We start from the raw sequence: 25,448 nt of genomic DNA on the forward strand, positions 1-25,448 counted from the left end.
GCACGGATGACGACCAGCCCGAGCCGCGACCGCGGGAAAGCGCTCGCCTTCGCCGCCGCCGTCCTGGTGCTGGCGGCCGTCGGCGTGTACCTGACGATGAGCCCGCCCTCCGGCGACGACGGCGGCGGGCAGCGGGAGCAGTCGCTCGGCGCCGCCGCGCCGACGGCCGCCGCGACGACCCCGGCGGCGGCGCCCAGCCAGGTGGCGACGACCCCCGGCACGTTCGACGTCTACGCCTATCTGCCGCTGTCGCGGGAGGAGCTCGGCGCCGCCGCCGATCTCGCCCGGCGCTTCACCGCGTCGTACGGGACCTTCCAGTACGGCGAGGACCCGGCGGCCTTCGCGAACCGGCTCAAGGCGTTCGCGACCGTGGAGTTCGGCGCGCAGCTCACCCGGGCGATGACCGACCCGGCGCTGGTGAGCCAGAACAAGGCCGACCAGGTCGTCTCCCGGGGCACGGCCAAGGTCCGGACGATCCGGGACGTCACCGCCAACCAGGTCGTCCTCGTCGTCGACGCCCTGCGGCACGTGACCGACCGGACCGGCGAGAAGGACCAGGACGACCAGTACGCCGTGACGGTCGTCAAGGTGGGCGCCGACTGGCGGGTGTACGACATGGAGCCGGCGGACGCGGGACAGGACGGGGACAGCAACCCGTGACCGCGCCGCCGCGATCGACCGTCGAGGTGTTCCGGCGGGGCGGGCTGCGCCGGCTCGCCTCGGGCGGGCGGTCGTGGCGTGCCATCGCCGTCGCCCTCGCGCTGATCGTCCCGATGACGCTGTTCGGCTCGATCATCCTCATGACCCCCTCGCCGTCCGTCCTCCTGGGCGGCCGCAACGCCGAGGACTGCGCCGAGGCGGCCACCGGGACCGACGTCTCCGCGACCGCCCAGACCGACATCCCGCGGGACTACCTGGAGCTGTACAAGAAGTTCGGCAGGCAGATCGGCGTCCAGTGGAACGTGCTCGCGGCGATCGGCAAGCGGGAGACCGACCACGGCCGCTCCTCGCTGCCGGGGGTGAGCAGCGGCACCAACTACGCGGGCGCGGCCGGGCCCATGCAGTTCCTCGTCAGCACGTGGGGCGGCAAGACCAGGATCAAGATCGGGCCGGACGTGAACGGATACGCCTCGGACGGCGACGGCGACGGGTACGGCGACATCTACGACCCCGCCGACGCGATCCTCGGCGCGGCCAGGATGCTCAAGCGCAACGGCGCTCCCGACGACCTCAAGCGGGCCATCTTCGTCTACAACCGGGCCACCTGGTACGTCGACCAGGTCCTGGAGATCGCCCGGCGGTACGCCGCCAACGGCCAGATCCAACTCCCGCCCGAGGCCGACCCCGCGTGCGACTCCTCCTACGTCGCCTCGGCCCCCGATGACGTGGTGCGCACGATCCTCGAGTACGCCCTGGCCCAGCGCGGCAAGCCGTACCGGTGGGGCGGGACGGGACCGGACGCCTTCGACTGCTCCGGGATCATCTACATGGCCTACCGGAACGCCGGGCTGTCCATCCCGCGGACGACGTTCGGCCAGTGGCCGTTCGGGGTCCGCGTCCAGCCGGGCAGCGAGCAGCCGGGAGACCTGGTGTTCTTCAACGCGGGTCCCGGGACGTCGAAGGACCATCCGGGCCACGTCGGCATGGTGGTCTCGCCGGGCAAGATGATCGAGGCGCGGTGCACGCTGTGCGGGCCCATCAAGGTCACGACGTACGGCGACCGGCCCAACATCGTCGGCTTCACCCGGCCGCTGGAGAACGAGGACGTCGTCGAGCAGCTCAAACGGGCTCTAACGTAGTCGCTCATGGAGGCCATGCACAGGCTCGTCGTGGGGGCGGCGATCGTGGACGGCGGACGGCTGCTGGCCGCGCAGCGGGCCGAGCCGCCGGCCCTGCGCGGCGGGTGGGAGTTCCCCGGCGGCAAGGTGGACCCGGGCGAGAGCGAGCACGAGGCGCTGGTGCGCGAGTGCCAGGAGGAGCTGGGCGTCCAGGTCGTCGTGGGCCGTCAGGTCGGCGGCGACTGGCCGCTCGGGAACGGCTACCTGATGCGGGTGTGGCTCGCCTCGATCGAATCGGGCGTCCCCGCGCCGCTGGAGCACCTGGCGCTGCGCTGGCTGGCCGCGCACGAGCTGTACGACGTGGACTGGCTGCCCGCCGACCTCCCGATCGTCGCGACGGTCGAGAAGCTGCTGTGGGGCGGGGCCTGACAGCCTTTCCGACTCGGGCATCGTCAACCACTGCGGCAGAAGACACCGATACGTACCCAAGATCGGACTTTGCTGTTAGTTTACGGAACTAGAATCGGCGGTGACCCTGGCGGCCCCGGCGGCGATGGAGGCAAGCGGTGACAGGACGCGCACAGCTGAGAGCGGCGTCCTCGGCTGCAGCCTCACTGGCGATCACGGCCGTGGCCGTGGTGATCCTCGCCCCGATCGTGGGCCCGCAGCGCGCGGGCGCCGACCCGGTCAACCCCTGTGACCCCACCCAGGGGCAGAACTGCGACCCGGTGGTGACCGTGACCGTCACCACGACGCCCGGGCCGACCGGCGACCCCGTGGTGACGAAGACGGTGACCGTCACGCCGACGCCCACCCACGCCGTCACGCACAAGCCGGCGACGACCAGCGCCGCGCCGCCGCCCGCCAGCACGGTCGAGCAGCCGCCCGCGACGTTCCCGACGACGCAGGCCGTCGTCCCGAACGTCACGGACACCGGCACCACGCCGACCCCGGACGCCGGCGGCGTCACGCTCGCCCCTGCGACGCCCGACGTCACGCCCACGCCGTCGCCCGCCGTGTCGTTCGAGGAGCCCGAGCCGCAGACGGTGCCGGTCGAGATCCGCAACGCCACCCCGCAGTACGACAAGGTGACGCTGAGCCACCGGCTCGCGATCCCCGCCGCCGTCCTGGTGCTGGTGGCGCTGCTCGCCTGGCTGATCTTCGAGGGCCGGCTGCGCCGGATGGCCCATGCGGCGGCCGTGCGCAAGGCCGGGCCGCGCTCGGCCAGGACCGGCCGCGGCGACGACCTCGCCGGATACCCCGCAGGCCCCGGGTACGCGCCGATGGTCGGCTTCGTCCCGGTCCAGCCGTACGCGATGGGGTATCCGCAGCAGCCGTACGGGTACCCGGCCCCCTACGGCTACGCGACGCCGTACCCGCCGCAGGGCTACCCGTACATGGACCCGGCGCAGATGGGCGCCCAGGCGCCCGTTCAGCCCGAGGGCGCGGTCCAGCCGCAGTGGCCGGCCGACCCCTGGGGGGCCGCGGTGGGCGAGCCGCAGCCGGGCCCCTGGACCGACGCCACGGCCCGCCCGGCGGCTGCTCCGGCTCCGGAGCGGACCGCGCAGTATCCCCTCCCCGGCGAACCGCCCGCCGACCGCTAGGTCAGGTCTGGTCGTCTTCGGGGCGGACCGGCGCCGGTTGGACCGACGGCTCGCTCTGTGCCGGCGCCGCGGGACCGGTGGTGACCTCTTTCACCGCTTCGCGCAGTCGTTCGTAGTCGACGCCGAGGTTGATCAGGACATCGTGCGCGACGCCCTCGCCGACCGTGAGCAGGCCGAGGGCCAGGTGCTCGCCGCCGACCGTCGTCTGGTTCATCAGCAGCGCCTCGCGCAGAGCGTGCTGTAGCGCGCGCAGCGCCGGCCGGGTGAACGGCGTCTCGTCCGGCAGCGGCTCGCCGTGCGGCGCGCCGACCCGTCCGTCCACGGCGCCGCGGATCGTCGCCGTGTCGGCGCCGCAGCGGGCCAGCGCCTGTGCCGTCGGCTGATCCGGTTGCCCGGCCAGCCCGAGCAGCAGGTGCTCGGTGCCCAGGTAGGTCTTGCGCCGGGCGCGGGCGGCCTCGCGGGCGAGCGTGACGGCCGTCTTCAGGTCGTCGCTCGCCCGGTCCCAAAATCCGTCCTGGCCGCGTCTGCGCATGCCCGCGTCACTGGGAATGAACCGCTTCTGCACCGCCTGACGGCTGACCCCCAGCCGGGTGCCGATCTCGGCCCACGACACGCCGTCGCGGCGGGCCTCGTCGACGTAGTAGCCGATCAGGTTCTCGCCGAGCTCGCCGAGGCGGTTCGCCAGGCCGACCGCGAGCGTGAGCCGGTCCAGGGCGGGTCCGTCGGCCAAGCTGGAGCGGACCTGCGCGATCAGGGACTCGAGGGTGGGAGCCGAAGGCATCATGCGCGCAACCGTAGGTTGCCATCATGGCTATGTCAACCAATAGTTGCATCCCTCGTGAGGGCAACCGCAAGAAGCGTCCGACAACCCGGGCTGCCGCTCCGCGAGGGGCGCAGGGCCCCTGGAACGCCGAAGGCGCCGGCGGGGGGACCCCCGCCGGCGCCTCCAGGGCACCAGGTCAGCTCGAACGCTTGAAGATCTTGGAGCCGAGCCAGACCAGCGGGTCGTACTTCCGGTCGACCACGCGCTCCTTCATCGGGATCAGCGCGTTGTCAGTGATCTTGATGTGCTCGGGGCAGACCTCGGTGCAGCACTTGGTGATGTTGCAGTACCCGAGGCCGTGGTCCTCCTGTGCGGACTCCTTGCGCTCCAGCACGTCGTACGGGTGCATGTCGAGCTCGGCGATCCGCATGAGGAAGCGCGGGCCGGCGAAGGCCTGCTTGTTCTCCTCGTGATCGCGGATCACGTGGCAGACGTTCTGGCACATGAAGCACTCGATGCACTTGCGGAACTCCTGGGACCGCTCGACGTCGACCTGCTGCATGCGGTACTCGCCGGGCTTGACGTCGCTCGGCGGCGTGAACGACGGGATCTCCCGTGCCTTCTGGTAGTTGAAGGACACGTCGGTCACGAGGTCCTTGATGACGGGGAACGTCCGCATCGGGGTGACCGTGATCGTCTCGGTCTCCTCGAAGGTGGACATCCGGGTCATGCAGCCGAGCCTCGGCCGGCCGTTGATCTCCATCGAGCACGAGCCGCACTTGCCGGCCTTGCAGTTCCAGCGGACCGCGAGGTCGGGAGCCTGGGTGGCCTGCAGGCGGTGGATGACGTCGAGGACGACCTCCCCCTCGTTCACCTCGACCGTGAAGTCCTCCAGACGGCCCTCGCCGCCCTCGCCGCGCCAGATGCGGAACTTCGCCTTGTATCCCATCACGACTCCTTGACCGCGGCGTCGTACTCCGCCAGTTCGTCCTCGGTGAGGTACTTCTCCAGCTCGGAGCGCTCGAACAGGGAGATCAGGTCGCCGCGCATGCTCGGCTGGACCTTCTCCTCGATCCGCACGCCCGACTCGTCCGGGGTCAGCGACACGAGCAGCAGCTTCCTGCGCCACTCGGGTGACATGCCGGGGTAGTCGTCACGGGTGTGGCCGCCGCGGCTCTCCTCACGCAGCAGCGCGGCCTTCGCCACGGCCTCGCTCACGATCAGCATGTTGCGCAGGTCGATGGCGAGGTGCCAGCCGGGGTTGTAGATCCGGCTGCCCGCCGCTGCGGTGTTCTTGGCCCGCTCCTTGAGCTTCTCGATGACCTCGAGGGCCTCCCTGATCTCCTCCGCCTTACGGATGATGCCGACCAGGTCGTTCATCGTCCGCTGCAGCTCGTGGTGGACCTCGTACGGGTTCTCGCCGCCGGTCCGCTCCAGCGGCAGGATCGCCTCGGCCCTCGCCTCCTCGACGCCGGTCACGGTCGGCCGCTTGGGCAGCCCGTCCACGTACGCCGCGGCTCCGGCGCCGGCCCGGCGGCCGAACACGAGCAGGTCGGACAGCGAGTTGCCGCCGAGGCGGTTGGAGCCGTGCATGCCGCCGGAGACCTCGCCGGCCGCGAACAGGCCGGGGACGGAGGCCGCGCCGGTGTCGGCGTCCACCTCGACGCCGCCCATGATGTAGTGGCAGGTGGGGCCGACCTGCATGGGCTCCCGGGTGATGTCGACGTCGGCCAGCTCCTTGAACTGGTGGTGCATCGACGGCAGCCGCCGGGTGATCTCCGCGGCCGGCAGGCGGGTCGAGACGTCCAGGAAGACGCCGCCCTGGGGTGACCCGCGCCCGGCCTTCACCTCGGCATTGATCGCCCTGGCCACCTCGTCACGCGGCAGCAGCTCCGGCGGACGGCGGTTGTTGGCCTGGTCGTCGTACCAGCGGTCCGCCTCCTCCTCGGTCGTGGCGTACTTGTCCTTGAACACGTCCGGGATGTAGTCGAACATGAAGCGCCGGCCCTCGGAGTTCCGCAGGACGCCGCCGTCGCCGCGGACCGATTCGGTGACGAGAATGCCGCGCACCGACGGGGGCCAGACCATGCCCGTCGGGTGGAACTGGATGAACTCCATGTTGATCAGCTTGGCGCCGGCGAGCAGGGCCAGCGCGTGACCGTCGCCGGTGTACTCCCAGGAGTTCGACGTGACGACGTACGACTTGCCGATGCCGCCGGTGGCCAGCACCACAGCGGGGGCGTCGAAGACAATGAAGTCGCCCGTCTCGCGCCAGTAGCCGAGTGCGCCTGCGATGGCGTCGCCATCCTTGAGCAGCCGCGTGACCGTGCACTCGGCGAAGACCTTGATGTACGCCTCGGGGTCGCCGTGCAGCTTCTCGTCCTCCTGCTGCAGGGCGACGACGCGCTGCTGGAGGGTGCGGATCAGCTCCAGGCCGGTGCGGTCGCCGACGTGCGCGAGGCGCGGGTACTCGTGGCCGCCGAAGTTCCGCTGGCTGATCTTGCCGTCCTTGGTGCGGTCGAACAGCGCGCCCCACGCCTCCAGCTCCCAGACGCGGTCCGGCGCCTCCTTGGCGTGCAGCTCCGCCATCCGCCAGTTGTTGAGGAACTTGCCGCCGCGCATGGTGTCGCGGAAGTGCACCATCCAGTTGTCGTCGGAGTTGACGTTCCCCATCGCGGCGGCGGCGCCGCCCTCGGCCATGACCGTGTGGGCCTTGCCGAAGAGCGACTTGCAGACGATCGCCGTGCGCTTGCCCTGCTGCCGCGCCTCGATCGCCGCGCGGAGCCCCGCTCCGCCGGCTCCGATGACGACGACGTCGTATTCGTGACGCTCCACTTGAAGATCCTTAAGCGAACGGGAAGGTGATGACGCCCTTGGCGACCAGCCGGACGTACAGGTCGGCGATCATGACCGAGAACATCGAGGCCCACGCCAGCGGCTGGTGCTTGGCGTTGAGCTTGGACACGAACGTCCAGGCCCGGTAGCGCAACGGGTGCCTGGAGAAGTGGTTGAGGCGGCCGGCCGTGATGTGGCGGCAGGAGTGGCACGACAGCGTGTACGTCATGATCAGTACCGCGTTGGCGATCAGGATCCAGGTCCCGAGCCCGCCGGGCTTGTGCACCAGGGCGAGGATCGCGTCGTACGTCAGGATCGCGCCGATGACCAGGGCGCCGTAGAAGAAGTATCGGTGGATGTTCTGCAGGATGAGCGGCAGGCGGCTCTCACCCGTGTACTTCCCGTGCGGCTCGGCCACGGCGCAGGCCGGAGGCGACAGCCAGAACGAGCGGTAGTACGACTTGCGGTAGTAGTAGCACGTAAGTCGGAAACCACCCGGAAGGCCGAGGATCAGCAGGCCGGGCGGCAGCCCGTACCAGTCGCCGAACGGCGCCAGCCCGAGGAAACGCGCCCCTGGGGGACACGAGGTCGCCAGGCAGGGCGACGAGAAGGGCGCGATGTACGGATCGACGAAGTAACTCTTGTCGAAGATCGCCCAAAATCCGTAAATCAGGAATGACATGAGTCCGGCGAACGTCAGCGCCGGAGCCAGCCACCATCGGTCGGTGCGAAGTGTGCGCACCCTCAGCTGTGCGCGTTGTTTCCTTACCGGGCTCTCGGCCGTTGTCTGGGTCATCGGAGACCTTCCACCCTCACTGACTCCGCGCACGCCGGAGCGCTCGCGCCGAACTGCTGTGGCCGTGCGCGTATTGGTGGGGGCAACATTACGACGAGCACATCACGAACTGTGAGGAGGGTCACTCCTCCCCACTGTGATTCCCGTCACGTCCCCGTCGGTTTCACCGCGGTTGCGAAGAACGTGCGGATCTGCCGTGCCGCGCAGGTGAACGCCCGTGGTCATCCGGGTTCCGTGACGTACGCGTCGGCGTGCAGTTGTATTTACGCAGGATATCTCGCTCGCTCTTCGGGCGGGCGCGCCCCGGCGCGGCGCGCTCACCCGGCGTCGCCGGCGGCGGGCAGCGTCCAGCGGAAGGTGGCGCCGGGCCCGGCCGCCGTGTCGAGCCAGATCCGGCCACCGTGATACTCGACGATCTTCCGGCACAGCGACAGCCCGATGCCCGTGCCCGGGTGGACGTCCCTAGGGTGGAGGCGCTGGAAGATCAGGAAGATCCGCTCGGCGTGCTTCGGGTCGATCCCGATGCCGTTGTCGGAGCAGGAGAACTCCCACATCTCGCCGTCGCGCCGCACTCCGACGTGGACCCGTGGAGGCTCCTGCGAGCGGAACTTCACGGCGTTGCCGACGAGGTTCTGGAAGACCTGGGTCAGCAGCGACGCGTTGCCGACGACCATGGGCATCGGATCGTGCGTGACCTCGGCCCCGGCCTCGGTCAGCAGCGTGTCGAGGTTGCGCAGCGCGCCGCGCAGCGCCACGCCGGAGTCCGTCGGCACCCGCTCGCCCCCGGTGCGGCCCACCCGGGACAAGTCGAGCAGGTCTTCGATGAGCTCCTGCATCCGGGTGGCGCCGTCGACGGCGAACGCCATGTACTGCCGGGCCCGGTCGTCGAGCCGGTCCCCGTAGCGCTGGTCGAGCAGGCGGGTGAAGCTCGCGACCTTGCGCAGCGGCTCCTGCAGGTCGTGGCTGGCGACGTAGGCGAACTGCTCCAGCTCGGCGTTGGACCGCCGGAGCTCCTCGGCCTGCTCGGCGAGCCGCCGGCGGGCCTCGGACGCCGCCCGCCACTCCGCCATGATGCGCCGCCGCATGCCGTCCACGTGGCCGGACAGCTCCCACAGCTCGGCGGGGCGCTCGACCCCCAGCTCGTGGTCGAAGTCGCCCGCGGCGACGGCCCGCACCTGCCGGGTGAGCCGGGCCACCGGGATCGTCACCGCGCGGCGCACGATCACGGTGCAGCCGGCGACGGCCAGCACCAGCGCGCCGATCAGCACCCACACGGAGGTGTAGATGGTGTCCCAGCCCGCGCGGAGCCGCCGGCTGCCGAGGTCGTGGAGGGCGTCGAGCCTGGCCTGCCGGGCCGCGAGCGCGGCCCGGACCTCCGCGAAGCGGGTGACGTTGACGGTGGCCAGCTCGCGGGTGAGCGCGCCGGTGCCCGCCGTCGGTACCGCGGCCACCACCTTCTCCGTGTAGTCGTGCCGCCAGGCGGCGGTGGCCGCGGACAGGCGCTCCAGCTCGCGCCGCTCCTGGTCCGGCTCCGGGAGCCGCGGCGTCAGCGCCAGGATCGCCGCCGTCGCGGCCTGCTCGTCGGCCACGCCACGCCGGTACTCGTCCAGGTACTGCCGCTCGTTGGTGAGCCCGTACGCCCGGACCGCGCTGCCCTGGGCCTGCAGGGCGGTGGTGATCCTCAGCGTCTGCAGGGCGGCCGGGTCGATCACGTCGACAACGGTGTCCCGCGCCGTCAGGGTCTGGCCGAGCGCCATCAGGATCGCGGTCACGGCCACGGCCACGACGAGGGCGACGGCCGTGCCGGCGAGCAGGAACCACCGGCCGACCGGCAGCGCGGACCGGCCCGGCGGGGGCGCCAGCGGGGGGAGCGGCTCCATCCCCGTGACGCTCACCGCCCGGCTCGCCCTCCTGCAGGCCCGTCCTGCGCCGGGGCCGTCTGGGGGAGGACGCCGGCCGCGGCACCCCGGCCGCGCGCGACGAGGACGGCCGCCACGTCGTCGTGCACCGCGTCGCCGAGGCTCGCGATGATCCGGTCGAGGTCGATGCCCTCGTGGGCCCTGATGAGGTTCAGCAGGCCCTCGGTGCCGAGCAGGTCGCGGCCGTCCCCGACGGTGGCTTCGATCAGCCCGTCCGTGTAGAGCAGCAGCGACCAGCGCTCGCCCAGCGGGACGTCGAGCGACGTCCACTCGACGTCGGGGAAGATGCCGAGCGGCGGGCCGGACGGCATGTCGGTGACCACGTCGATCACGCCGTCGCGCAGCAGCAGCGGCGGCGGGTGGCCGATCACGTGCATCCGGGCCCGGTCCAGCTCGGGGGCGATGGTCGCGGTGCACATCGTCGTGAAGATCTCCGGCGACTTCCGCTCGTGCCGCAGCAGCGTGTCGAGCGTGCGCAGCACGTCGTTGCCCGTCTGTCCGGCGAGCACGAGCGTGCGCCAGGCGATCCGCAGGGCCGTGCCGAGGGCGGCCTCGTCGGGCCCGTGCCCGCACACGTCGCCGATCACGACGTGGACCGCGCCGTCCGGCGTCTGGACGGTGTCCCAGAAGTCGCCCGCCAGCAGCCCGCCCGTACGGCCCGGCAGATAGCGGGACTGGTGGTGCAGCAGCCGCGGGTCGATCAGCGGGACCGGGAGCAGGCCCCGCTCCAGCCGGGCGTTCTCCCCCCGGACGATGCGCTCCTCCAGCAGGTCGCGCATCGCCAGGTCGGCCCGCTTGCGCTCGATCGCGTAGCGGATGGCGCGGATCAGCAGCCGGGCGTCCACGTCCTGCTTGACGAGGAAGTCCTGCGCGCCCGCGGCCACCGCGTCGACGCCGATGGGGGCGTCGGCGAGGCCGGTGAGCACGAGCACCGCCGTGTCCGGCGCCATCGCGAGCACCTGCTCCAGGGCCTCCAGCCCCGACGCGTCGGGCAGCGACAGGTCCACCAGCACGCACCGGACGTCGTCGGTGAGACGGGCCCGGCCCTCCGCGAGCGAGCGGGCCCAGGTGATCTTCGGCGGCCTCTCGGCGCCCGCCAGCAGCTCCTCGACGAGGAACGCGTCGCCGGCGTCGTCCTCGATGAGCAGCAGGGACAGCTGGTCGGGCAGGTCAGGTGAGGCCGGGGTCACGGACGCCTCTCGCCGGAGTAGAAGGTGCGGGTCGCTGACAAAGCTACCGTCAGGTGGGGGCGGTCCACAGGACTACGAGGAGGCCAGCGCCTCGACGCCCGGGGGGAGGGTCCCGTCCGCGGCCGCCTCGGTGAGGTACGACAGCAGGGTGGCCCGGAACGCCTGCGCCGCCCTCGTGGGCTCGACGTCCTTGCGGTGGGCGAGCGCCACGGTCCGGCGCAGCCCCGGCAGCAGCGGCGTCCCCATGAGGCCGGGGCGGCTCTCCAGCACCATCGACGGGACCACGGCGATCCCGAGCCCGGCCTCGACGAACCGCAGCACCGCATCCATCTCACCGCCCTCCACCGCGAACCGCGGCTCGAACCCCGCCTGCCGGCAGGCCGCCAGCGTCGCCTCGCGGACGTCGTACCCCCGCCGGAACATGACGAGGGGCCGCCCGCGCAGCTCCTCTATCCGCATGTACGGTCGCCGGCCGCGATCGGACGCCGAGGCGACCACGAGGTTCTCGCTGAGGATCTCCTCGGTGACGAGAGAGGGGTCGGTGCTCTGCAGCGGGAGGATGATGAGCGCCAGGTCGAGCTGGCCCCGGGCCAGGTCGCGCACCAGGTCGCGCGAGCCGCCCTCCTCGACGCGCAGCTCCACGCCCGGGTAGTCGCGATGGAAGAGGGCCAGGGCGTCGGCGAGCAGGCCCGCGCACAGCGACGGCGTCGCCCCCAGCCGCACCCGGCCCCTGCGCAGCCCGGCCAGCTCGGCGACCTCGCGCCGGGCCGTCTCGGCGTCGGCCAGCATCCGGCGGGCGAGGGGGAGCAGGGCCTCCCCTGCGGGGGTGAGCGTCACGTTGCCCCGGGCCCGGCTGAACAGCGGGGCGCCGAGCTCGGTCTCCAGGGCCCTGATCTGCTTGCTGAGCGAGGGCTGGGCCACCCGCGCCCGCTCGGCCGCCTGGGTGAAGTGCCGGGTCTCGGCGACGGCGACGAAGTACGCGAGTTGCTGGAGCTGCACGTCTTCACAGCCTACGGCCATGGTCTCCGGTCCCCGGGGACCGGGCCGGAGGATGTGAGATTCCTCGCACGGCGCCGGCCGCGGACGCGGCGGGAGCCGTACGGCGCAGAGGGCATAGCCCCCGGCTATCGAAACCAGAACCGTCATGACTTGGACGCCTGAAATCGGCGAACCTAGCGTGAGCAGACGTGACAGCCACTGTTGACCACTCCGTCGAGCGAGGGCTGGCGACCACGAAGGTGTCCCCGCCCCCCGCATCGCACAAGCCCGCAGCGCGCCCGCCGAAGTCGTCCGGCCCGCGGCGTCCCCGGCCGTCCGGGCTCCGGGGCCTGTCCGCCTCCTCCAACGGCAAGAAGGCCGTCATGGCGGTCACCGGCGCCGTACTCGTGCTCTTCCTCGTCGCCCACATGCTGGGCAACCTCAAGATCTTCCTGGGTGCCGACTCGTTCAACCACTACGCCGAGTGGCTGCGCACCATGGGCTCCCCGGCCCTGCCGAACCGCACGCTGCTGACGATCACGGAGATCGTGCTGACCCTGGCGGTGGTGCTGCACATGTGGTCGGCCGTGTCGCTCGCGCGCCGCGCGGCCAAGGCGCGGCCCGTCAAGTACGCCGCCCGCCGCAGGTCGCAGGCGTCCGGCTACGCCACCCACACCATGCGGTACGGCGGCGTGATCATCCTGCTGTTCGTGATCTGGCACCTGCTGGACATGACGTTCGGCGTGGTCAACCCCGAGGGCGGCGACGCCACGCCGTACGCGCGGATGGTCGCCGGGTTCCAGCCCTCGCGCTGGTGGGTGACGCTGTTCTACCTGGTGGCGATGGTGATGGTCGGCTTCCACCTGCGGCACGGGCTGTGGAGCGCGTTCCAGACGCTGGGCCTGGCCCGCCGCTACCGGGCGCTCAAGGCCGGCGCCGGCGCGGTCGCGGCCGTGCTCGTGGTCGGCTTCCTCGCCGCGCCCGTCGCCGTGATGATCGGAGTGGTCAAGTGAAGTACACCGTTGGCGAGCCCATCCGCGACGCCAAGGCTCCCGGCGGGCCCATCGAGGACCGCTGGGACACCCGGCGGTTCCAGGCCAAGCTGGTCAACCCGGCCAACAAGCGCAAGCTGACCGTCATCGTGGTGGGCACCGGCCTCGCGGGCGGCTCGGCCGCCGCCACCCTCGGCGAGCTGGGCTATCAGGTCAAGTCGTTCTGCTACCAGGACTCGCCCCGCCGGGCCCACTCCATCGCGGCCCAGGGCGGCATCAACGCCGCGAAGAACTACCGCGGCGACGGCGACAGCGTCTACCGGCTCTTCTACGACACCGTGAAGGGCGGCGACTTCCGCGCCCGCGAGTCGAACGTCTACCGGCTCGCCCAGGTCAGCGTGAACATCATCGACCAGGCCGTGGCCCAGGGCGTGCCGTTCGCCCGCGAGTACGGCGGCCTGCTCGACACCCGCTCGTTCGGCGGCGCCCAGGTGTCCCGGACGTTCTACGCCCGCGGCCAGACGGGCCAGCAGCTTCTCCTGGGGGCCTACCAGGCCCTGGAGCGGCAGATCGCGGCCGGCACGGTCGAGATGCACACCCGCCACGAGATGCTCGAACTCGTCGTCAGCGGCGGGCGGGCCCGCGGAGTCGTGGTCCGCGACATGGTCACCGGTGAGATCGAGACCCACCTGGCCGACGCGGTCGTGCTCGCCACCGGCGGGTACGGCAACGTGTTCTTCCTGTCCACGAACGCCAAGGGCTGCAACACCACGGCCATCTGGCGGGCGCACAGGAAGGGCGCCTACTTCGGCAACCCCTGCTTCACCCAGATCCACCCGACCTGCATCCCCGTCAGCGGGGAGTACCAGTCGAAGCTGACGCTGATGTCGGAGTCGCTGCGCAACGACGGCCGCGTCTGGGTGCCGCTCCGCAAGGGCGACGACCGGGCCCCCGGCGACATCCCCGAGGACGAGCGCGACTACTACCTGGAGCGGATCTACCCCGCCTTCGGCAACCTCGTCCCCCGCGACATCGCCAGCCGCGCCGCGAAGAACGTCTGCGACGAGGGCCGCGGCGTCGGCCCCGGCGGGCTCGGGGTCTACCTCGACTTCGCCGACGCCATCGCCCGCCTCGGCCGCGACGCCGTGGAGAAGAAGTACGGCAACCTCTTCGAGATGTACGAGCGCATCACCGGCGAGAACCCGTACGAGGTGCCGATGCGCATCTACCCGGCCGTCCACTACACGATGGGCGGGCTCTGGGTTGATTACGACCTCCAGTCGACCATCCCCGGCCTGTTCGTCATCGGGGAGGCCAACTTCTCCGACCACGGCGCCAACCGGCTCGGCGCGTCCGCGCTGATGCAGGGCCTCGCGGACGGCTACTTCGTGCTGCCGACCACGCTCGGCGACTACCTCGCCGGCGCCGGGACCTTCGGGCCCGTCGACGACGCCGACGTGGCCGAGGCCCGGCAGGCCGTCACCGACAGGATCGAGCGGCTGCTGTCCGTCAACGGCACCCGTACGGCGGACTCCTACCACCGCGAGCTCGGCCGCATCATGTGGGACTACTGCGGCATGGAGCGGACCGAGGAGTCGCTGCGCAAGGCGCTGGAGCGGATCCCCGAGCTGCGCGAGGAGTTCTGGCGCAACGTCAAGGTGCCCGGCGACACCGAGGGGCTCAACCAGGCACTGGAGCGGGCCGGCCGGGTGGCCGACTTCTTCGACCTGGCCGAGCTCATGTGCGTCGACGCCCTGCACCGCACGGAGTCCTGCGGCGGCCACTTCCGGGCCGAGTCGCAGGACGAGGACGGCGAGGCGCTGCGCGACGACGAGAACTTCGCCTACGTCGCCGCCTGGGAGTGGACCCCGCAGGGCCCGGTCCTGCACAAGGAAGAGCTCGAGTACGAGTACGTGAAGATGAGCCAGCGGAGCTACAAGTGAACCTCACCCTGAAGATCTGGCGCCAGAACGGCCCCGCCGATCGGGGGCGGATGGTGACCTACCGGGTCGAGGACGTCTCTCCGGACATGTCGTTCCTGGAGATGCTCGACGTCCTCAACGAGCGGCTGATCCTGGAGGGCGACGAGCCGGTCGCGTTCGACCACGACTGCCGCGAGGGCATCTGCGGCATGTGCGGCATGGTCATCAACGGCGTGGCCCACGGCGAGCAGCGCGCGACCACGACCTGCCAGCTGCACATGCGGCACTTCGAGGACGGCGCCACGATCACCATCGAGCCCTGGCGGGCCGCGCCGTTCCCCGTCGTGAAGGACCTGGTGGTGGACCGGTCGTCGTTCGACCGGATCATCCAGGCCGGCGGCTTCGTGTCGGTGCCGGCCGGGTCGGCCCCCGACGCCCACGCCGTGCCGGTGCCGAAGAAGGACGCGGACGCGGCCTTCGACGCCGCGACCTGCATCGGCTGCGGCGCGTGCGTGGCCGCCTGCCCGAACGGCTCGGCCTCGCTGTTCACCGCCGCCAAGATCACCCACCTCGGGCTGCTGCCCCAGGGCCAGCCGGAGCGGGCCTCCCGGGCGCGGGCGATGGTCGAGCAGATGGACGCCGAGGGCTTCGGCGGCTGCACGAACACCGGCGAGTGCACGGCGGTCTGCCCCAAGGGCATCCCCCTCGACACCATCGCGCGGATGAACGCCGACTACCTTAAGGCCGCCTCGAAGTAGGGGCGCCGCCTTCGGTGAGGGCGTCCGGCGGGCCGCCGGACGCCCTCCGCTCATGTCGCCGCCGAGCTCCCATGGGCGCCTCTTAGCGTAAATAAGCCTTTCGTTCCAGCTGTGCGCAACATAATCAGCCCTCCTCCCGGGTAACGTGTCCGTTGTGTCGGGGTGACACGCCTGCCCTGAATCCGCAGGCGAGGGAGTGAGCATGCCGTCGGTGTCCGGTCCTCGGTCAACACTCAGCGTCGCGTCCGCGGCGGAGCGCGACGCGGTCGTCGTCCGCCTTGCGGGCGACCTGGACGCGGGTACCGTCCACGTCCTGCGCGAGGAGCTGAAGCGCGTCTGGGACAACCCGCCGCCGGTCCTCGTGCTGGAGGTCGGCGAGGTCGCGTTCTGCGACTCCCGCGGGCTGAGCGAGCTCATCGCCGCGCTGCAGCGGGGGCAGGCGACGAACGTCCGCCTCGCGCTGGCGGGAGTGCAGGGCGTCCTCGCCCGGGTGCTGACGATCACCGGGCTCCGCAAGGTCTTCGAGCAGTACGGCACGGTGGCCGATGCGCTCGACGGCACCTCGACGCCCGACGCCGGGGGACAGGGCGGCGACCACCGCGGCGACCATTTCGGCGGCCTGTTCGAGACGGCGGGCGACCGCTAGCGGCGGGCTATCGGGCGGGATCCACGCCGGCCCGGGCGGCGGTCCAGAAGGGGTCGCGGCCGATGAAACCCAGCAGCCTGGCCTGCGCCCCGGCGTCCTCCGGCACCTCGACCCGCGGGCCGTACTGCCCGGATGAGCGGATGACCTCCTCCAGCTGCTCCATCCCGGCCAGCAACTCCGCGCAGAGGTCCGGGTCCAGCCGGTCGTCCTGGCCGGTGGAGCGGGCGAGGTCCCAGGTGTGCATGAACACGTCCGTCGTGTAGAAGCGGTCGATCGCCTGGTCCAGCGGCACGGTGCCGATGTGGGGGTTGACCAGGACCCGGTCCGCGGCCGCCGGGTCGTCCAGCAGCGCCTGCACGGCCTCGCAGTGGACGCGCCACGCGCCGGCCGGGTCCACGTCCACCGGCGGTCCAGCCGGCAGGTCGACGGCCGCGCCGGAGGAGAGGAACCCGGGCAGCCACTCGGTCAGATGCCGCACGACGTCGCGGGCGGTCCACCCGGCGACCGGGGACGGCGCGTCCCAGGACCGGGTTCCCCGGACCCGGTCGGTGAACAGGCCGCCGACCTGGCGGTGCCGCTCCGCGGGATGCTCAGACAGCGCCATCGGCGATCATCCGCTCGAGCTTGGCGTACCCCTCGTTGACGCCGCCCTCCATGCCGCTCGCCAGCCAGGCGTCGCGCGACTCGAAGCTGTCGACCAGCGACTGCGTACGCAGGCGGGCGCGGCCGTCTCCGAGGTCGTCGAACCACAGCGTCTCCAGCGCGACGCCGTCCGGCTCGCCCTCGAAGGTGAAGGTCTGCACGATGCGGTCCGGGCGCACCTCGTGGAAGCAGCCGTGGAAGGCGAACTCCACGCCGTCGTGCACCGAGACGAACCTCCAGCTGCCGCCCGTGCGGGCGTCCCAGTGCTCGATCCGCGTGTCCCCGGCGTCGGGGCCGATCCATCGCGCGAACAGCACGGGATCGGTGTGCGCGCGGAACAGCTGCTCCCGCGTCGCGGCGAACTCGCGGGTGATGCGGACGATCGGCACATCGCGGTCAGCCTCGATGGTCGTCTCCGTGGTTCGGGTCATGATCTGCTCCATCCCTGTCGTCGTTCATCGCCGCCAGGACGGCGTCGAGGCGGCGGTACCGCTGCTCGGCCCGGCGCCGGTACCGCTCGATCCAGGCGTCCATCAGGTCGAACACCTCGGTTTCCAGGTGCACCGGCCGGGGCTGCGGCCCCTCCCGCCGGCTCACGAGCCCGGCGTTCTCGAGCACCCGCAGGTGCTTGTAGACGGCCTGCAGCGTCATCCCGTACGGCTCGGCGAGCTGACCGACCGTCGCGTCTCCCTCGGCGAGCCGGGCCAGCATGTCGCGGCGGGTGGGGTCGGCGAGGGCGGAGAAGACCAGGGACAGCGTGTCGGCGGTCATCACTCCTCGCTTTCAACCCTTCGGTTGAAACGATGGTACGCCTGAGGGAAGGGTCAGACAACCATCGGGTTGAAAGTCCTTAGGACGGGCTGGGGGTGGTGTCAGTTCGGTGCGTCGGCCGCGACCGCTTCCGCGACCGTGTCGTACAGGGGGAACGCCGCGTGCAGCCCGGTGACGGTGAGGATCCGGCGGAAGACCCCCCGCACCCCGGCCAGCCGCATGTACCCGCCGGCGCGGGTGGCGCGGTCGGCGTACTCCAGCAGCATCCGCAGGCCCATCGAGTCACAGAAGGTCAGCTCGGTCGCGTCGACGATCAGCCTGACCCGCTCCTCCAGCAGGAGCTTGCCGAGCGCCGCCCGCAGGCCGTCGGCGGAGATGACGTCAAGCTCGCCGACCAGGGTGACGACCGTGTAGGCCGCCTCCCGCCCGACCCTGACGTCAAGCTTCGTGGTCATCTGTGTCCTCGTCCCGAAGATCTACAGAGAAGTTACACCCCTAAGTACCGCGCGAGGCGGTGGGGAGGCAACCTTCGTGACGATGCGGTGGCACACCTGTGGCCTGGCCGTACATCGCGGCCACGCGGCGTGCTCGTTCGTGACGCCGGGTCCGCGCCGCGGGCGGCCGGTTCCCGCCGCCGTACGGGGGTCTAGTGGTGCCCGCCGCGGCGGCCGTGCCGGGAGAGCCAGGTGTTCGCGTCGATCAGGCAGCGCTCGACCTTCTTCCGGCAGAAGCCCGCCTGCGTGTCGGTCTGGCCGCTGATGCTGATGGCGAGGTTCTCGTCGCCGCGGAGGATGGCGGGGCTGTTCACGACGGCGAAGCCCATGTTCCCGAAGGCCTTCCCCGCGTTGACGTTCGTCGCGCCGCCGTCCCCGCCCCCGCGCGCCGGGACGGCGTGGCCGGGCGGCGCCGCGCGCCCCGCGACCGCGGCCTGTGCGAGTGGCGCCGCGCGCCCGGAGACCGCGGCCTGCGCGGCCTGTGCGGGCGGCGCGGCCTGTGCGGGCGGCGCGGCATGTGTGGGTGACGTGGCGTGTGCGGTGGCGGGGACGGCGGCCCACGCCGCCGCGGTCAGGGCGACCACCGCCCGGCGTCGCCCGTTCCGAGCACCGCCGCGACGGCCGTCGGGCCGATCTGTCATGGATTCGCCTCTTCCCGCCCTACGGCCCGGAGACGACCGCGTGCACCGGGACGACACCTCGATACCCGCCCGGCCGGTGCGACTCCCTCCTCCCGATCATCTCTTTACCCGCGCCGGGACCCGGGCCGAGGTCGTCGCGTCACCCGAGCCCGGCGCGGACCTCGGTGCGCAGACCGGCGAGGTCGAGGCCCGCGTCGGTCATCACGCGCACGCCCAGCCCCTCGCCCTCCCTGATCAGGCCGAGCAGGATGTGGCCGTCCCGGATGTCCTTGCTCCCCAGCGCCAGCGCCTCCCGCAGGGACAGCTCCAGGACCTTCTTGGCCCGGGGCGTGAGCGGGATCCTGCGCGGCCCGACGAGGACGCCCCGCTCCTCGCGCCCGGGACGGCGGTCGAGCGCGCCCGGGCCGAAGGCCGCCTCGACCTTCTCCCGCACCGCCGCGAGGTCGATCCCGATCGACTCCAGCGCGTCGGCGTCGATGTCGCCGGTCGGATGGGTGCCCAGGATGCGGACGACGGCGGCGTACGCGCGCTCGTGGTCGAGGCCGTGCCCCCCGAGGAGCCGGGCCGACAGCGACTCGGGCTGTCCCAGCAGGCCGAGGAGCAGGTGCTCGGTGCCCAGATGGTCGTGCCGCAGCCGCCGCGCGTTCTCCTGCCCCAGGACAAGGACCTTCCTGGCGGTCTCCGTGAACCGTTCGAACATCGTTACTTCTCCCGCCTCAGCAGTCCTCGTCCACCCGCGTACTTCTTGTGCACCGCCTGCCGGGACACCCCGAGCAGCAGCGCGATGTCCTGCCAGGACCATCCCGCGTCGCGCGCGTTCTCCACCTGAAGTGCTTCGAGCCGCTCCACCAGCACCCGCAGGGCCCGCACGGCCCGCAGGCCGATGGCGGGGTCGCGGCTGCCGGCGTCGCTGGCCAGCTGCGCCGTGTCGTTCATGCTGTAAACCTAGGTTGACGTGGCAGAGATGTCAACCCAGATTGACAGGGCCGTAGCATGGAAAACCGTTTGCCCCGTGACCTGGGATCTTGCGAGCCTGGAATGACCATGTACTCCTTGCCTGCCGGCGATCCCGGCACTCCCGACACCCGCGGTCCCCTCCGGTACCTGTGGTGGGTGGCGCGCGTCCAGGGGCGCCGGCTGGTGATCGGCATCGCCTTCGCCATCGTCTGGTGGCTGGGCCAGGCCCTCGTGCCCGCGGCCCTGGGCAAGGGCATCGACGCGCTCGCCGCGAGGGACGTCGGGCTGCTGGCCCGCTGGTCGGCCGTCGTGCTGGGGCTCGGCGTGCTCCAGGCCGCGGCCGGAACGTTCCGGCACCGGTTCGCGGTCCTCACCTGGCTGTCGGCCGCCTACCGGACCGTGCAGGTGACGGTCCGCCATGCGACCCGGCTGGGCGCGACCCTGCCCAAACGCCTGTCGACCGGCGAGGTGGTGAGCGTCGGCAACTCCGACATCGCCCACGTCGGCAACGCGATGGAGATCCTTCTCCGGGGGATCGGCGCGATCGTCGCGATCGCGACGGTGACGGTGATCCTGATCGCCACCTCGCTCCCGCTGGGGCTCACCGTGCTCGTCGGCGTGCCGGTCATGGCGGCGGCCGTCGGCCCGCTCCTGCGGCCGCTGCACCGCCGGCAGCACGTGCAGCGCGACCTCCAGGGCGACCTCGCGACGCGCGCGGCCGACATCGTGGCCGGCCTGCGGGTGCTGCGCGGCATCGGCGGCGAGCAGGTCTTCGCCGCGCGGTACCGCGAGGAGTCGCAGCGCGTCCGGCACGCGGGCGTGCGGGTGGCGGCCGTGGAGTCGGCGCTGGAGGGCGCCCAGATCCTGCTGCCCGGCGTGCTCGTCGGCTGCGTCACGTGGCTGGGCGCGCACTTCGCCCTCGACGGGCGGATCAGCGCAGGCCAGCTGGTGGCCTTCTACGGCTACGCGGTCTTCCTGATCGCGCCGCTGCGGACGCTGACCGAGGCCGCCGACAAGGTGACCAAGGGGCACGTCGCCGCCCGGCGCGTCTGCCGGATCCTGGCGCTGGAGCCCGAGATCGCCGGCGGGTCCGCCGTCCTCCCTGACGGCGTGCTGGAGCACGGCGTCCTGCGGGACGGCGGGTCCGGCGTCGCCGTGCGGCCCGGCAGGCTCACCGCGCTGGCCGCCGCGACCCCGGAGGAGGCGATCGCGATCGCCGACCGCCTCGGCCGGTACGCGCCGGGCGAGGTGACGCTGGACGGCGTCCCGCTCGCGGACCTGCCCGTCGCCGAGGTCCGCAGGCACGTCCTGGTGGCCGACAACGCCGCCCGGCTGTTCACCGGACGCCTGCGCGACGAGCTGGACGTCCGGGGCGCGGCCACCGACGGCGATGTCCGCCAGGCCCTGTACGCGGCCTGCGCCGAGGACATCGTCCAGGCCCTGCCCGAGGGACTGGACGCGCACGTGGCCGAGTCGGGCCGGGAGTTCTCCGGCGGCCAGCAGCAGCGGCTGCGGCTGGCACGGGCGCTGCTCGCCGACCCGGAGATCCTGATCCTGGTCGAGCCGACCAGCGCCGTCGACGCGCACACCGAGGCGCGCGTCGCGGAGCGGCTGGGCAAGGCCCGCGCCGGGCGCACCACCCTGGTCTGCACGACGAGCCCGCTCGTCCTCGACCGGGCCGACCTCGTCCTGTACGTCGAGGACGGCCGCGTGCGGGCCGAGGGCACCCACCGGGAGCTGCTCGCGGCGGAGCCTGGATACCGATCGACCGTCACCCGAGGGGAGGCCTGAGATGGCCCGCGAGATCCTGCCGGTCGCCGACCGGGCGCAGGTGCGCGCCTACGCGCGGCGGCTGACGCTGAAGTACCCGCGTGAGCTCGCCGCCGCGCTGGTGCTGCACGCGCTCGCTGCGGTCGCGGGCCTGGCCGCCCCTCGGCTGCTCGGCGAGCTGGTGCAGTCGGTGGCCGACGGGACGGCCGACACGGGCGTGGACGTCATCGCGCTGGCGATCGTCGCGTTCGTGGTGCTCCAGGCGGTCCTGATCAGGTTCGCCGTCTACGCCTCGTCGCGCCTGGGCGAGAAGGTCCTCGCCGAGCTGCGGGAGGACTTCGTCGACCAGGTGCTCGCGCTGCCGCTGTCCACGGTCGAGCGGGCCGGCTCGGGCGACCTGATCACCCGTACCTCCCGCGACGTGGACGCCCTGTCGCGAACGGTGCGGCACGCTGTGCCCGAGACGATGATCGCCGTGGTGGCCGGGGCGTTCGGGGTGGGCGCGGTGCTCCTGGTCGGCCCGATCATGGCCCTGCCCTCGCTGGCGGCCGTTCCGCTGCTGTGGATCTCCACCAAGTGGTACCTCGGCCGGGCCAGGGACGGCTACCTGCGGGAGAACGCGGCGTACGCGGAGATGACCGAGGGGCTGGCCGAGACCGTCGAGGGCGCGCGGACCGTCGAGGCCCTCGGGCTGGAGCGCCGCCGCCGTGAGCGGACCGACCGGGACATCGCCGGGTCGTTCGCGGCCGAGCGCTACACGCTGGGCCTGCGGATGGTGTGGTTCCCCGTGGTTGAGCTCGGCTACGTGGTGCCGGTCGTGGCGACCCTGCTGCTCGGCGGCCTCTTCTACACCCGCGGCTGGGTGTCACTCGCCCAGGTCACCGCCGCCACCCTGTACGTCCAGCAGCTCATCGACCCGCTCGACCGCCTGCTGTCGTGGATCGACGAGCTGCAGGTCGGCGGGGCGTCCATGGCCCGGCTGCTGGGTGTGGCGAACGTGCCCGAGGACCGGGCGCCCGGCGGCCGCCGCCCCGAGGGCGAGGAACTGCGGGCGGACCGCGTCCGGTACGCCTACCGGGAGGGCCGCGACGTGCTGCACGGCATCGACCTCGACGTCCGTGCGGGGGAGCGGCTGGCTATGGTCGGCCCGTCCGGCGCCGGCAAGTCGACGCTGGGACGCCTGCTCGCGGGCATCCACGGTCCGCGCAGCGGCTCGGTCACGGTCGGCGGCGTCCCGCTCGTCGAGCTGCCGCTGGGCGAGCTGCGCGGCCACGTGGCGCTGGTGACCCAGGAGCACCACGTGTTCCGGGGCACGCTCCGGGACAACCTGCTCATCGCCCGGCCGGAGGCCGGAGACGAACAGGTGCGCCGCGCGCTGGAGGCCGTGGACGCCTGGGAGTGGGTGGCGTCCCTCGACGAGGGGCTGGACACCGTGGTCGGGTCGGGCGGCACGACCGTCTCCCCGGCCCACGCGCAGCAGATCGCGCTCGCCCGGCTCGTGCTGGCCGACCCGCACACGCTGGTGCTCGACGAGGCGACCTCGCTGATCGACCCGCGGGAGGCCCGCCACCTGGAGCGGTCGCTGGCCGCCGTCCTGGAGGGCCGGACCGTGATCGCGATCGCCCACCGCCTGTACACGGCGCACGACGCCGACCGGGTGGCGGTGGTGGAGGACGGCCGCATCAGCGAGCTGGGCTCCCACGACGAGCTGGTCGCGGCCAGGGGCGCGTACGCGGCCCTGTGGGACAGCTGGCACGGCACGTCCGGCTGACGAGAGATGACCCGCCGCGGGGCGGGCAGAGGAGCCGAGGGGATCGGGTGGGTCCACACCCGATCCCCTCTCCTCGCCGGATCAGATCTGCAGGGACTTCCTGAGGAAGTCGAGCTGGAGCAGCAGCAGGTTCTCCGCGACGACCTCCTGCGGCGTCATGTGGGTGACCCCGGACAGCGGGAGCACGGTGTGCGCGCGGCCCGCCGCGAGCAGGGCGGACGACAGCCGCAGCGTGTGGGCCGCCACCACGTTGTCGTCGGCCAGGCCGTGGACGAGCATGAGCGGCCGCTCCAGCTTCTCCGCGTCGCCCAGCAGCGAGGACGCCTCGTAGTGGCCCTCGTCCGGGTGGCCCAGGTAGCGCTCGGTGTAGCAGGTGTCGTAGAGCCGCCAGTCGGTGACCGGGGCCCCGGCGACGGCCGCGTGGAACACGTCCGGTCGGCGCAGCACGGCCAGCGCCGCCAGGTAGCCGCCGAACGACCAGCCGCGGATGGCCACCTTGGTCAGGTCGAGGTCGTCGGGGTACTGCGCGGCCACGCCCTGGAGGGCGTCCACCTGGTCCTCCAGTGAGAGCGTGAAGTCGTGGAGCATCTCCCGCTCGAAGGCCGGCCCGCGCCCGGGCGTCCCCCGGCCGTCGGCCACGACGACGGCGAAGCCCTGCTCCGCCCACCACTGGGACTCCAGGAACATGCGCCGCGCCTGGAGGACCCGCTGCGCGTGCGGGCCGCCGTACGGGTCCATGAGGACGGGCAGCCGCGCCGAGCCGGGCACGTGCCAGGACGGCAGCAATACGGCGGTGGACAGCCCGCGCGCGCCGGCCCGCATGAGGGACACCCGCGGCTCCAGGCCGGGACGCTCGGCCGCCGACCGGATGGCCGCCGTCGTGCCGCCGGGGCGTACGACGGTGACCGACGTGCCCTCGATGTCGAGGCTCTGCCGCGCGACGACGGTCACGCCCCCCGACAGCCGTCCCGCGTGGACGCCCGGCTCGGTGGTCACCGGGGACAGCGAGCCGGCGGCGTACGTCCACAGGTGGATCTCGGTCGGCTCGGCGGCGGCCTGGAAGAGCACGGTGTCGCCGTCGACGTCGAGCACGGCGCGGACCTGCAGCGAGGGGGGTGTGACGGGCTCGGAGCCGACCACGAGCCGGCGGCCTCCGCCGGAGTCGGCCACCCAGACGAGGGTCCCGTCGGACAGGCGGGCCGGCACGCCGGGGACGATGTCGATCCAGGCCGGGTCGATGTCCTCGCGGACGAGCGACGTCTCCCCGGTGGCGGGGTCGGCGGCCAGCAGGCGCATCGAGCGCTGGTCGCGGGAGAGCGTGACGAGGGCGAGGCCGTGGGCGTCCCACAGGGCCGTGGCCAGGTACTCCTGCTCGTACGGCACGGCCACCCGCGAGCCGTCCAGCCCGATCACGAAGAGCGTGACCTCGGCGTTGGCCGTCCCGGCGGCCGGGTAGCGCTGCGGCGTCGCCGGGCGCGCGGGGTTGGCCGGGTCGGCGATGTGCCACAGCGCGACCGGCGACTCGTCCACCCGGGCCACCAGCAGCCGGTCGCCCGAGGGAGACCACCAGTAGCCGCGCATCCGGTCCATCTCCTCTGCGGCGATGAACTCGGCCAGGCCGTAGGAGATCTGGTCGCCCTCCGGGGCGGCGAGCACCGTGTCCGCCTCGCTCGCGAGGTCGAGGACGTGCAGGGCGCCCCCGGTGACGTACGCGACCCGGGAGCCGGCGGGGTCGAGGCGGGGGTCGATCACCGGGCCCGCGGCGGGCAGGCGGCGGACCCGGCCCTCGCCGGCGAGATCGGCCAGGTACAGCTCGCCGGACAGCGCGAAGACGGCCAGCCGGGCCTCGCGGTCGGTGGCGTAGGCCACCACGCCGCCCGCGGCCTCCCGCATCCGCTCACGGCGCGCCCGCTCCTCCGGCGGCAGGTCCTCGTCGGCCGGGCCGAGCCCGAGCGGGTCGACGACGATCCGTTCCGCGCCCGTGGCGACGTCGAGCTCCCACAGGCAGGTGACGGGGTCGGTGCCGGACCTGGTCCTCAGGAAGATCGCGCGGCCGCCGTCCGGAGAGATCGTGAATCCGCGGGGCACCCCGAGGGTGAACCGCCGCGTCCTCGCCTGCATCCGTGGGAAACTCTCAGTCATAGCCCCTCATACTGCCAGCTCGGGGGCCCCGTCGGCGGGGCCGATCGGCCGGACCGGCCCATGACCTAGGCTCGGATCC

25 protein-coding genes are annotated in these 25,448 nt (G+C 72.4%); 10 read left to right on the forward strand and 15 right to left on the reverse strand.

The annotated features are described in order from the left end of the window. Nucleotides 1-6 precede the first annotated feature (6 nt). The 4 genes from Mco01_RS17530 to Mco01_RS17545 all read left to right on the forward strand — a co-directional run bounded on the left by Mco01_RS17530 (nt 7) and on the right by Mco01_RS17545 (nt 3,382). Nucleotides 7-660 carry a hypothetical protein gene (locus tag Mco01_RS17530; RefSeq protein ID WP_204057945.1) on the forward strand — a complete coding sequence of 218 codons (654 nt, stop codon included), beginning with the start codon at nt 7-9 and terminating at the stop codon, nt 658-660. Beyond that, nucleotides 657-1,799 (forward strand): C40 family peptidase, encoded by a 1,143-nt coding sequence (locus tag Mco01_RS17535; RefSeq protein ID WP_239103691.1) that lies wholly within the window; start codon nt 657-659, stop codon nt 1,797-1,799. The genes Mco01_RS17530 and Mco01_RS17535 overlap by 4 nt, the downstream gene beginning before the upstream one ends. Nucleotides 1,800-1,814: 15 nt before the next feature. After that, nucleotides 1,815-2,207 (forward strand): (deoxy)nucleoside triphosphate pyrophosphohydrolase, encoded by a 393-nt coding sequence (locus tag Mco01_RS17540; protein WP_372444868.1) that lies wholly within the window; start codon nt 1,815-1,817, stop codon nt 2,205-2,207. Between the two features lie 137 nt (nt 2,208-2,344). Beyond that, nucleotides 2,345-3,382, forward strand: coding sequence for a hypothetical protein (locus tag Mco01_RS17545; protein WP_204057947.1), 1,038 nt, complete (start codon nt 2,345-2,347; stop codon nt 3,380-3,382). Nucleotide 3,383: 1 nt separating this feature from the next. On the opposite strand, the gene Mco01_RS17550 is transcribed toward Mco01_RS17545, so the two are convergent. From Mco01_RS17550 to Mco01_RS17580, 7 genes are all read right to left on the reverse strand, one after another. Next, nucleotides 3,384-4,166: a Clp protease N-terminal domain-containing protein gene (locus Mco01_RS17550; protein WP_204057948.1), complete on the reverse strand. Its 783-nt coding sequence runs from the start codon at nt 4,164-4,166 to the stop codon at nt 3,384-3,386. Nucleotides 4,167-4,341: 175 nt separating this feature from the next. After that, on the reverse strand, nt 4,342-5,094 hold the full coding sequence (locus Mco01_RS17555; protein WP_204057949.1) for a succinate dehydrogenase/fumarate reductase iron-sulfur subunit: 753 nt from the start codon (nt 5,092-5,094) through the stop codon (nt 4,342-4,344). Beyond that, on the reverse strand, nt 5,094-6,980 hold the full coding sequence (locus Mco01_RS17560; protein ID WP_204057950.1) for a fumarate reductase/succinate dehydrogenase flavoprotein subunit: 1,887 nt from the start codon (nt 6,978-6,980) through the stop codon (nt 5,094-5,096). Before Mco01_RS17560 ends, Mco01_RS17555 begins: the two co-directional genes overlap by 1 nt. Before the next feature lie 10 nt (nt 6,981-6,990). Then, the gene (gene sdhC, locus Mco01_RS17565; protein WP_051459068.1) at nt 6,991-7,776 is read right to left on the reverse strand and encodes a succinate dehydrogenase subunit SdhC; all 786 of its coding nucleotides are present in this window, start codon (nt 7,774-7,776) and stop codon (nt 6,991-6,993) included. A 317-nt stretch (nt 7,777-8,093) separates the two neighbouring features. After that, nucleotides 8,094-9,656 (reverse strand): sensor histidine kinase, encoded by a 1,563-nt coding sequence (locus Mco01_RS17570; protein WP_204057951.1) that lies wholly within the window; start codon nt 9,654-9,656, stop codon nt 8,094-8,096. 11 nt (nt 9,657-9,667) lie between these two features. Continuing rightward, nucleotides 9,668-10,885, reverse strand: coding sequence for a PP2C family protein-serine/threonine phosphatase (locus Mco01_RS17575; RefSeq protein ID WP_204057952.1), 1,218 nt, complete (start codon nt 10,883-10,885; stop codon nt 9,668-9,670). A 72-nt stretch (nt 10,886-10,957) separates the two neighbouring features. Further along, nucleotides 10,958-11,884 (reverse strand): LysR family transcriptional regulator, encoded by a 927-nt coding sequence (locus Mco01_RS17580; RefSeq protein ID WP_204057953.1) that lies wholly within the window; start codon nt 11,882-11,884, stop codon nt 10,958-10,960. Nucleotides 11,885-12,072: 188 nt separating this feature from the next. Between Mco01_RS17580 and Mco01_RS17585 the strand changes: the two genes are divergently transcribed. The 4 genes from Mco01_RS17585 (at nt 12,073) to Mco01_RS17600 (ending at nt 16,181) form a co-directional block, all read left to right on the forward strand. Beyond that, nucleotides 12,073-12,876 (forward strand): succinate dehydrogenase cytochrome b subunit, encoded by an 804-nt coding sequence (locus Mco01_RS17585; protein ID WP_204057954.1) that lies wholly within the window; start codon nt 12,073-12,075, stop codon nt 12,874-12,876. Then, nucleotides 12,873-14,798, forward strand: coding sequence for a fumarate reductase/succinate dehydrogenase flavoprotein subunit (locus Mco01_RS17590; protein ID WP_204057955.1), 1,926 nt, complete (start codon nt 12,873-12,875; stop codon nt 14,796-14,798). The genes Mco01_RS17585 and Mco01_RS17590 overlap by 4 nt, the downstream gene beginning before the upstream one ends. Then, on the forward strand, nt 14,795-15,535 hold the full coding sequence (locus tag Mco01_RS17595) for a succinate dehydrogenase/fumarate reductase iron-sulfur subunit (RefSeq protein WP_204057956.1): 741 nt from the start codon (nt 14,795-14,797) through the stop codon (nt 15,533-15,535). Before Mco01_RS17590 ends, Mco01_RS17595 begins: the two co-directional genes overlap by 4 nt. A gap of 211 nt (nt 15,536-15,746) precedes the next feature. Next, a complete protein-coding gene (locus Mco01_RS17600) occupies nt 15,747-16,181 on the forward strand; it encodes an STAS domain-containing protein (RefSeq protein ID WP_239103692.1) in 435 nt (144 codons plus the stop codon). Nucleotides 16,182-16,188: 7 nt separating this feature from the next. Here the strand turns inward: Mco01_RS17600 and Mco01_RS17605 are convergent, their stop codons facing one another. The 7 genes from Mco01_RS17605 to Mco01_RS17635 form a co-directional block, all read right to left on the reverse strand. Then, nucleotides 16,189-16,785 (reverse strand): TIGR03086 family metal-binding protein, encoded by a 597-nt coding sequence (locus Mco01_RS17605; RefSeq protein WP_204057958.1) that lies wholly within the window; start codon nt 16,783-16,785, stop codon nt 16,189-16,191. Continuing rightward, nucleotides 16,772-17,254, reverse strand: a complete 483-nt coding sequence (locus Mco01_RS17610) for an SRPBCC family protein (protein WP_204057959.1) — start codon at nt 17,252-17,254, stop codon at nt 16,772-16,774. Before Mco01_RS17610 ends, Mco01_RS17605 begins: the two co-directional genes overlap by 14 nt. Beyond that, nucleotides 17,220-17,594, reverse strand: a complete 375-nt coding sequence (locus Mco01_RS17615) for an ArsR/SmtB family transcription factor (protein ID WP_204057960.1) — start codon at nt 17,592-17,594, stop codon at nt 17,220-17,222. Before Mco01_RS17615 ends, Mco01_RS17610 begins: the two co-directional genes overlap by 35 nt. Nucleotides 17,595-17,695: 101 nt before the next feature. After that, a complete protein-coding gene (locus Mco01_RS17620; protein WP_204057961.1) occupies nt 17,696-18,049 on the reverse strand; it encodes an STAS domain-containing protein in 354 nt (117 codons plus the stop codon). 191 nt (nt 18,050-18,240) lie between these two features. Beyond that, complete coding sequence (locus Mco01_RS17625; RefSeq protein WP_204057962.1) at nt 18,241-18,729, reverse strand: hypothetical protein; 489 nt, start codon at nt 18,727-18,729, stop codon at nt 18,241-18,243. Between the two features lie 139 nt (nt 18,730-18,868). Continuing rightward, on the reverse strand, nt 18,869-19,429 hold the full coding sequence (locus Mco01_RS17630) for a Clp protease N-terminal domain-containing protein (protein ID WP_239103693.1): 561 nt from the start codon (nt 19,427-19,429) through the stop codon (nt 18,869-18,871). Between the two features lie 2 nt (nt 19,430-19,431). After that, nucleotides 19,432-19,665: a DNA-directed RNA polymerase sigma-70 factor gene (locus tag Mco01_RS17635; protein WP_036332284.1), complete on the reverse strand. Its 234-nt coding sequence runs from the start codon at nt 19,663-19,665 to the stop codon at nt 19,432-19,434. Between the two features lie 108 nt (nt 19,666-19,773). Between Mco01_RS17635 and Mco01_RS17640 the strand changes: the two genes are divergently transcribed. Both Mco01_RS17640 and Mco01_RS17645 read left to right on the forward strand, forming a co-directional pair. Further along, a complete protein-coding gene (locus Mco01_RS17640) occupies nt 19,774-21,477 on the forward strand; it encodes an ABC transporter ATP-binding protein (RefSeq protein ID WP_204057963.1) in 1,704 nt (567 codons plus the stop codon). Nucleotide 21,478: 1 nt separating this feature from the next. Beyond that, nucleotides 21,479-23,227 (forward strand): ABC transporter ATP-binding protein, encoded by a 1,749-nt coding sequence (locus tag Mco01_RS17645; protein ID WP_204057964.1) that lies wholly within the window; start codon nt 21,479-21,481, stop codon nt 23,225-23,227. A gap of 81 nt (nt 23,228-23,308) precedes the next feature. Here Mco01_RS17645 and Mco01_RS17650 read toward each other — a convergent pair whose 3' ends face one another. Then, nucleotides 23,309-25,369 (reverse strand): prolyl oligopeptidase family serine peptidase, encoded by a 2,061-nt coding sequence (locus Mco01_RS17650; protein ID WP_204057965.1) that lies wholly within the window; start codon nt 25,367-25,369, stop codon nt 23,309-23,311. Nucleotides 25,370-25,448: the final 79 nt, after the last annotated feature.

The organism is Microbispora corallina, from assembly GCF_016863035.1.
Taxonomy (GTDB): domain Bacteria; phylum Actinomycetota; class Actinomycetes; order Streptosporangiales; family Streptosporangiaceae; genus Microbispora; species Microbispora corallina.

What these genes read in the sequence shown, in the direction of transcription:
- Mco01_RS17625 (WP_204057962.1), bottom strand. Translation starts at nt 18,729, where the DNA reads ATGACAGATCGGCCCGACGGCCGTCGCGGCGGTGCTCGGAACGGGCGA.
- Mco01_RS17635 (WP_036332284.1), bottom strand. Translation starts at nt 19,665, where the DNA reads ATGAACGACACGGCGCAGCTGGCCAGCGACGCCGGCAGCCGCGACCCC.
- Mco01_RS17630 (WP_239103693.1), bottom strand. Translation starts at nt 19,429, where the DNA reads ATGTTCGAACGGTTCACGGAGACCGCCAGGAAGGTCCTTGTCCTGGGG.
- Mco01_RS17640 (WP_204057963.1), top strand. Translation starts at nt 19,774, where the DNA reads ATGTACTCCTTGCCTGCCGGCGATCCCGGCACTCCCGACACCCGCGGT.
- Mco01_RS17610 (WP_204057959.1), bottom strand. Translation starts at nt 17,254, where the DNA reads ATGACCCGAACCACGGAGACGACCATCGAGGCTGACCGCGATGTGCCG.
- Mco01_RS17540 (WP_372444868.1), top strand. Translation starts at nt 1,815, where the DNA reads ATGCACAGGCTCGTCGTGGGGGCGGCGATCGTGGACGGCGGACGGCTG.
- Mco01_RS17570 (WP_204057951.1), bottom strand. Translation starts at nt 9,656, where the DNA reads ATGGAGCCGCTCCCCCCGCTGGCGCCCCCGCCGGGCCGGTCCGCGCTG.
- Mco01_RS17615 (WP_204057960.1), bottom strand. Translation starts at nt 17,594, where the DNA reads ATGACCGCCGACACGCTGTCCCTGGTCTTCTCCGCCCTCGCCGACCCC.
- Mco01_RS17530 (WP_204057945.1), top strand. Translation starts at nt 7, where the DNA reads ATGACGACCAGCCCGAGCCGCGACCGCGGGAAAGCGCTCGCCTTCGCC.
- Mco01_RS17645 (WP_204057964.1), top strand. Translation starts at nt 21,479, where the DNA reads ATGGCCCGCGAGATCCTGCCGGTCGCCGACCGGGCGCAGGTGCGCGCC.
- Mco01_RS17550 (WP_204057948.1), bottom strand. Translation starts at nt 4,166, where the DNA reads ATGATGCCTTCGGCTCCCACCCTCGAGTCCCTGATCGCGCAGGTCCGC.
- Mco01_RS17620 (WP_204057961.1), bottom strand. Translation starts at nt 18,049, where the DNA reads ATGACCACGAAGCTTGACGTCAGGGTCGGGCGGGAGGCGGCCTACACG.
- sdhC (WP_051459068.1), bottom strand. Translation starts at nt 7,776, where the DNA reads ATGACCCAGACAACGGCCGAGAGCCCGGTAAGGAAACAACGCGCACAG.
- Mco01_RS17555 (WP_204057949.1), bottom strand. Translation starts at nt 5,094, where the DNA reads ATGGGATACAAGGCGAAGTTCCGCATCTGGCGCGGCGAGGGCGGCGAG.
- Mco01_RS17605 (WP_204057958.1), bottom strand. Translation starts at nt 16,785, where the DNA reads ATGGCGCTGTCTGAGCATCCCGCGGAGCGGCACCGCCAGGTCGGCGGC.
- Mco01_RS17650 (WP_204057965.1), bottom strand. Translation starts at nt 25,369, where the DNA reads ATGACTGAGAGTTTCCCACGGATGCAGGCGAGGACGCGGCGGTTCACC.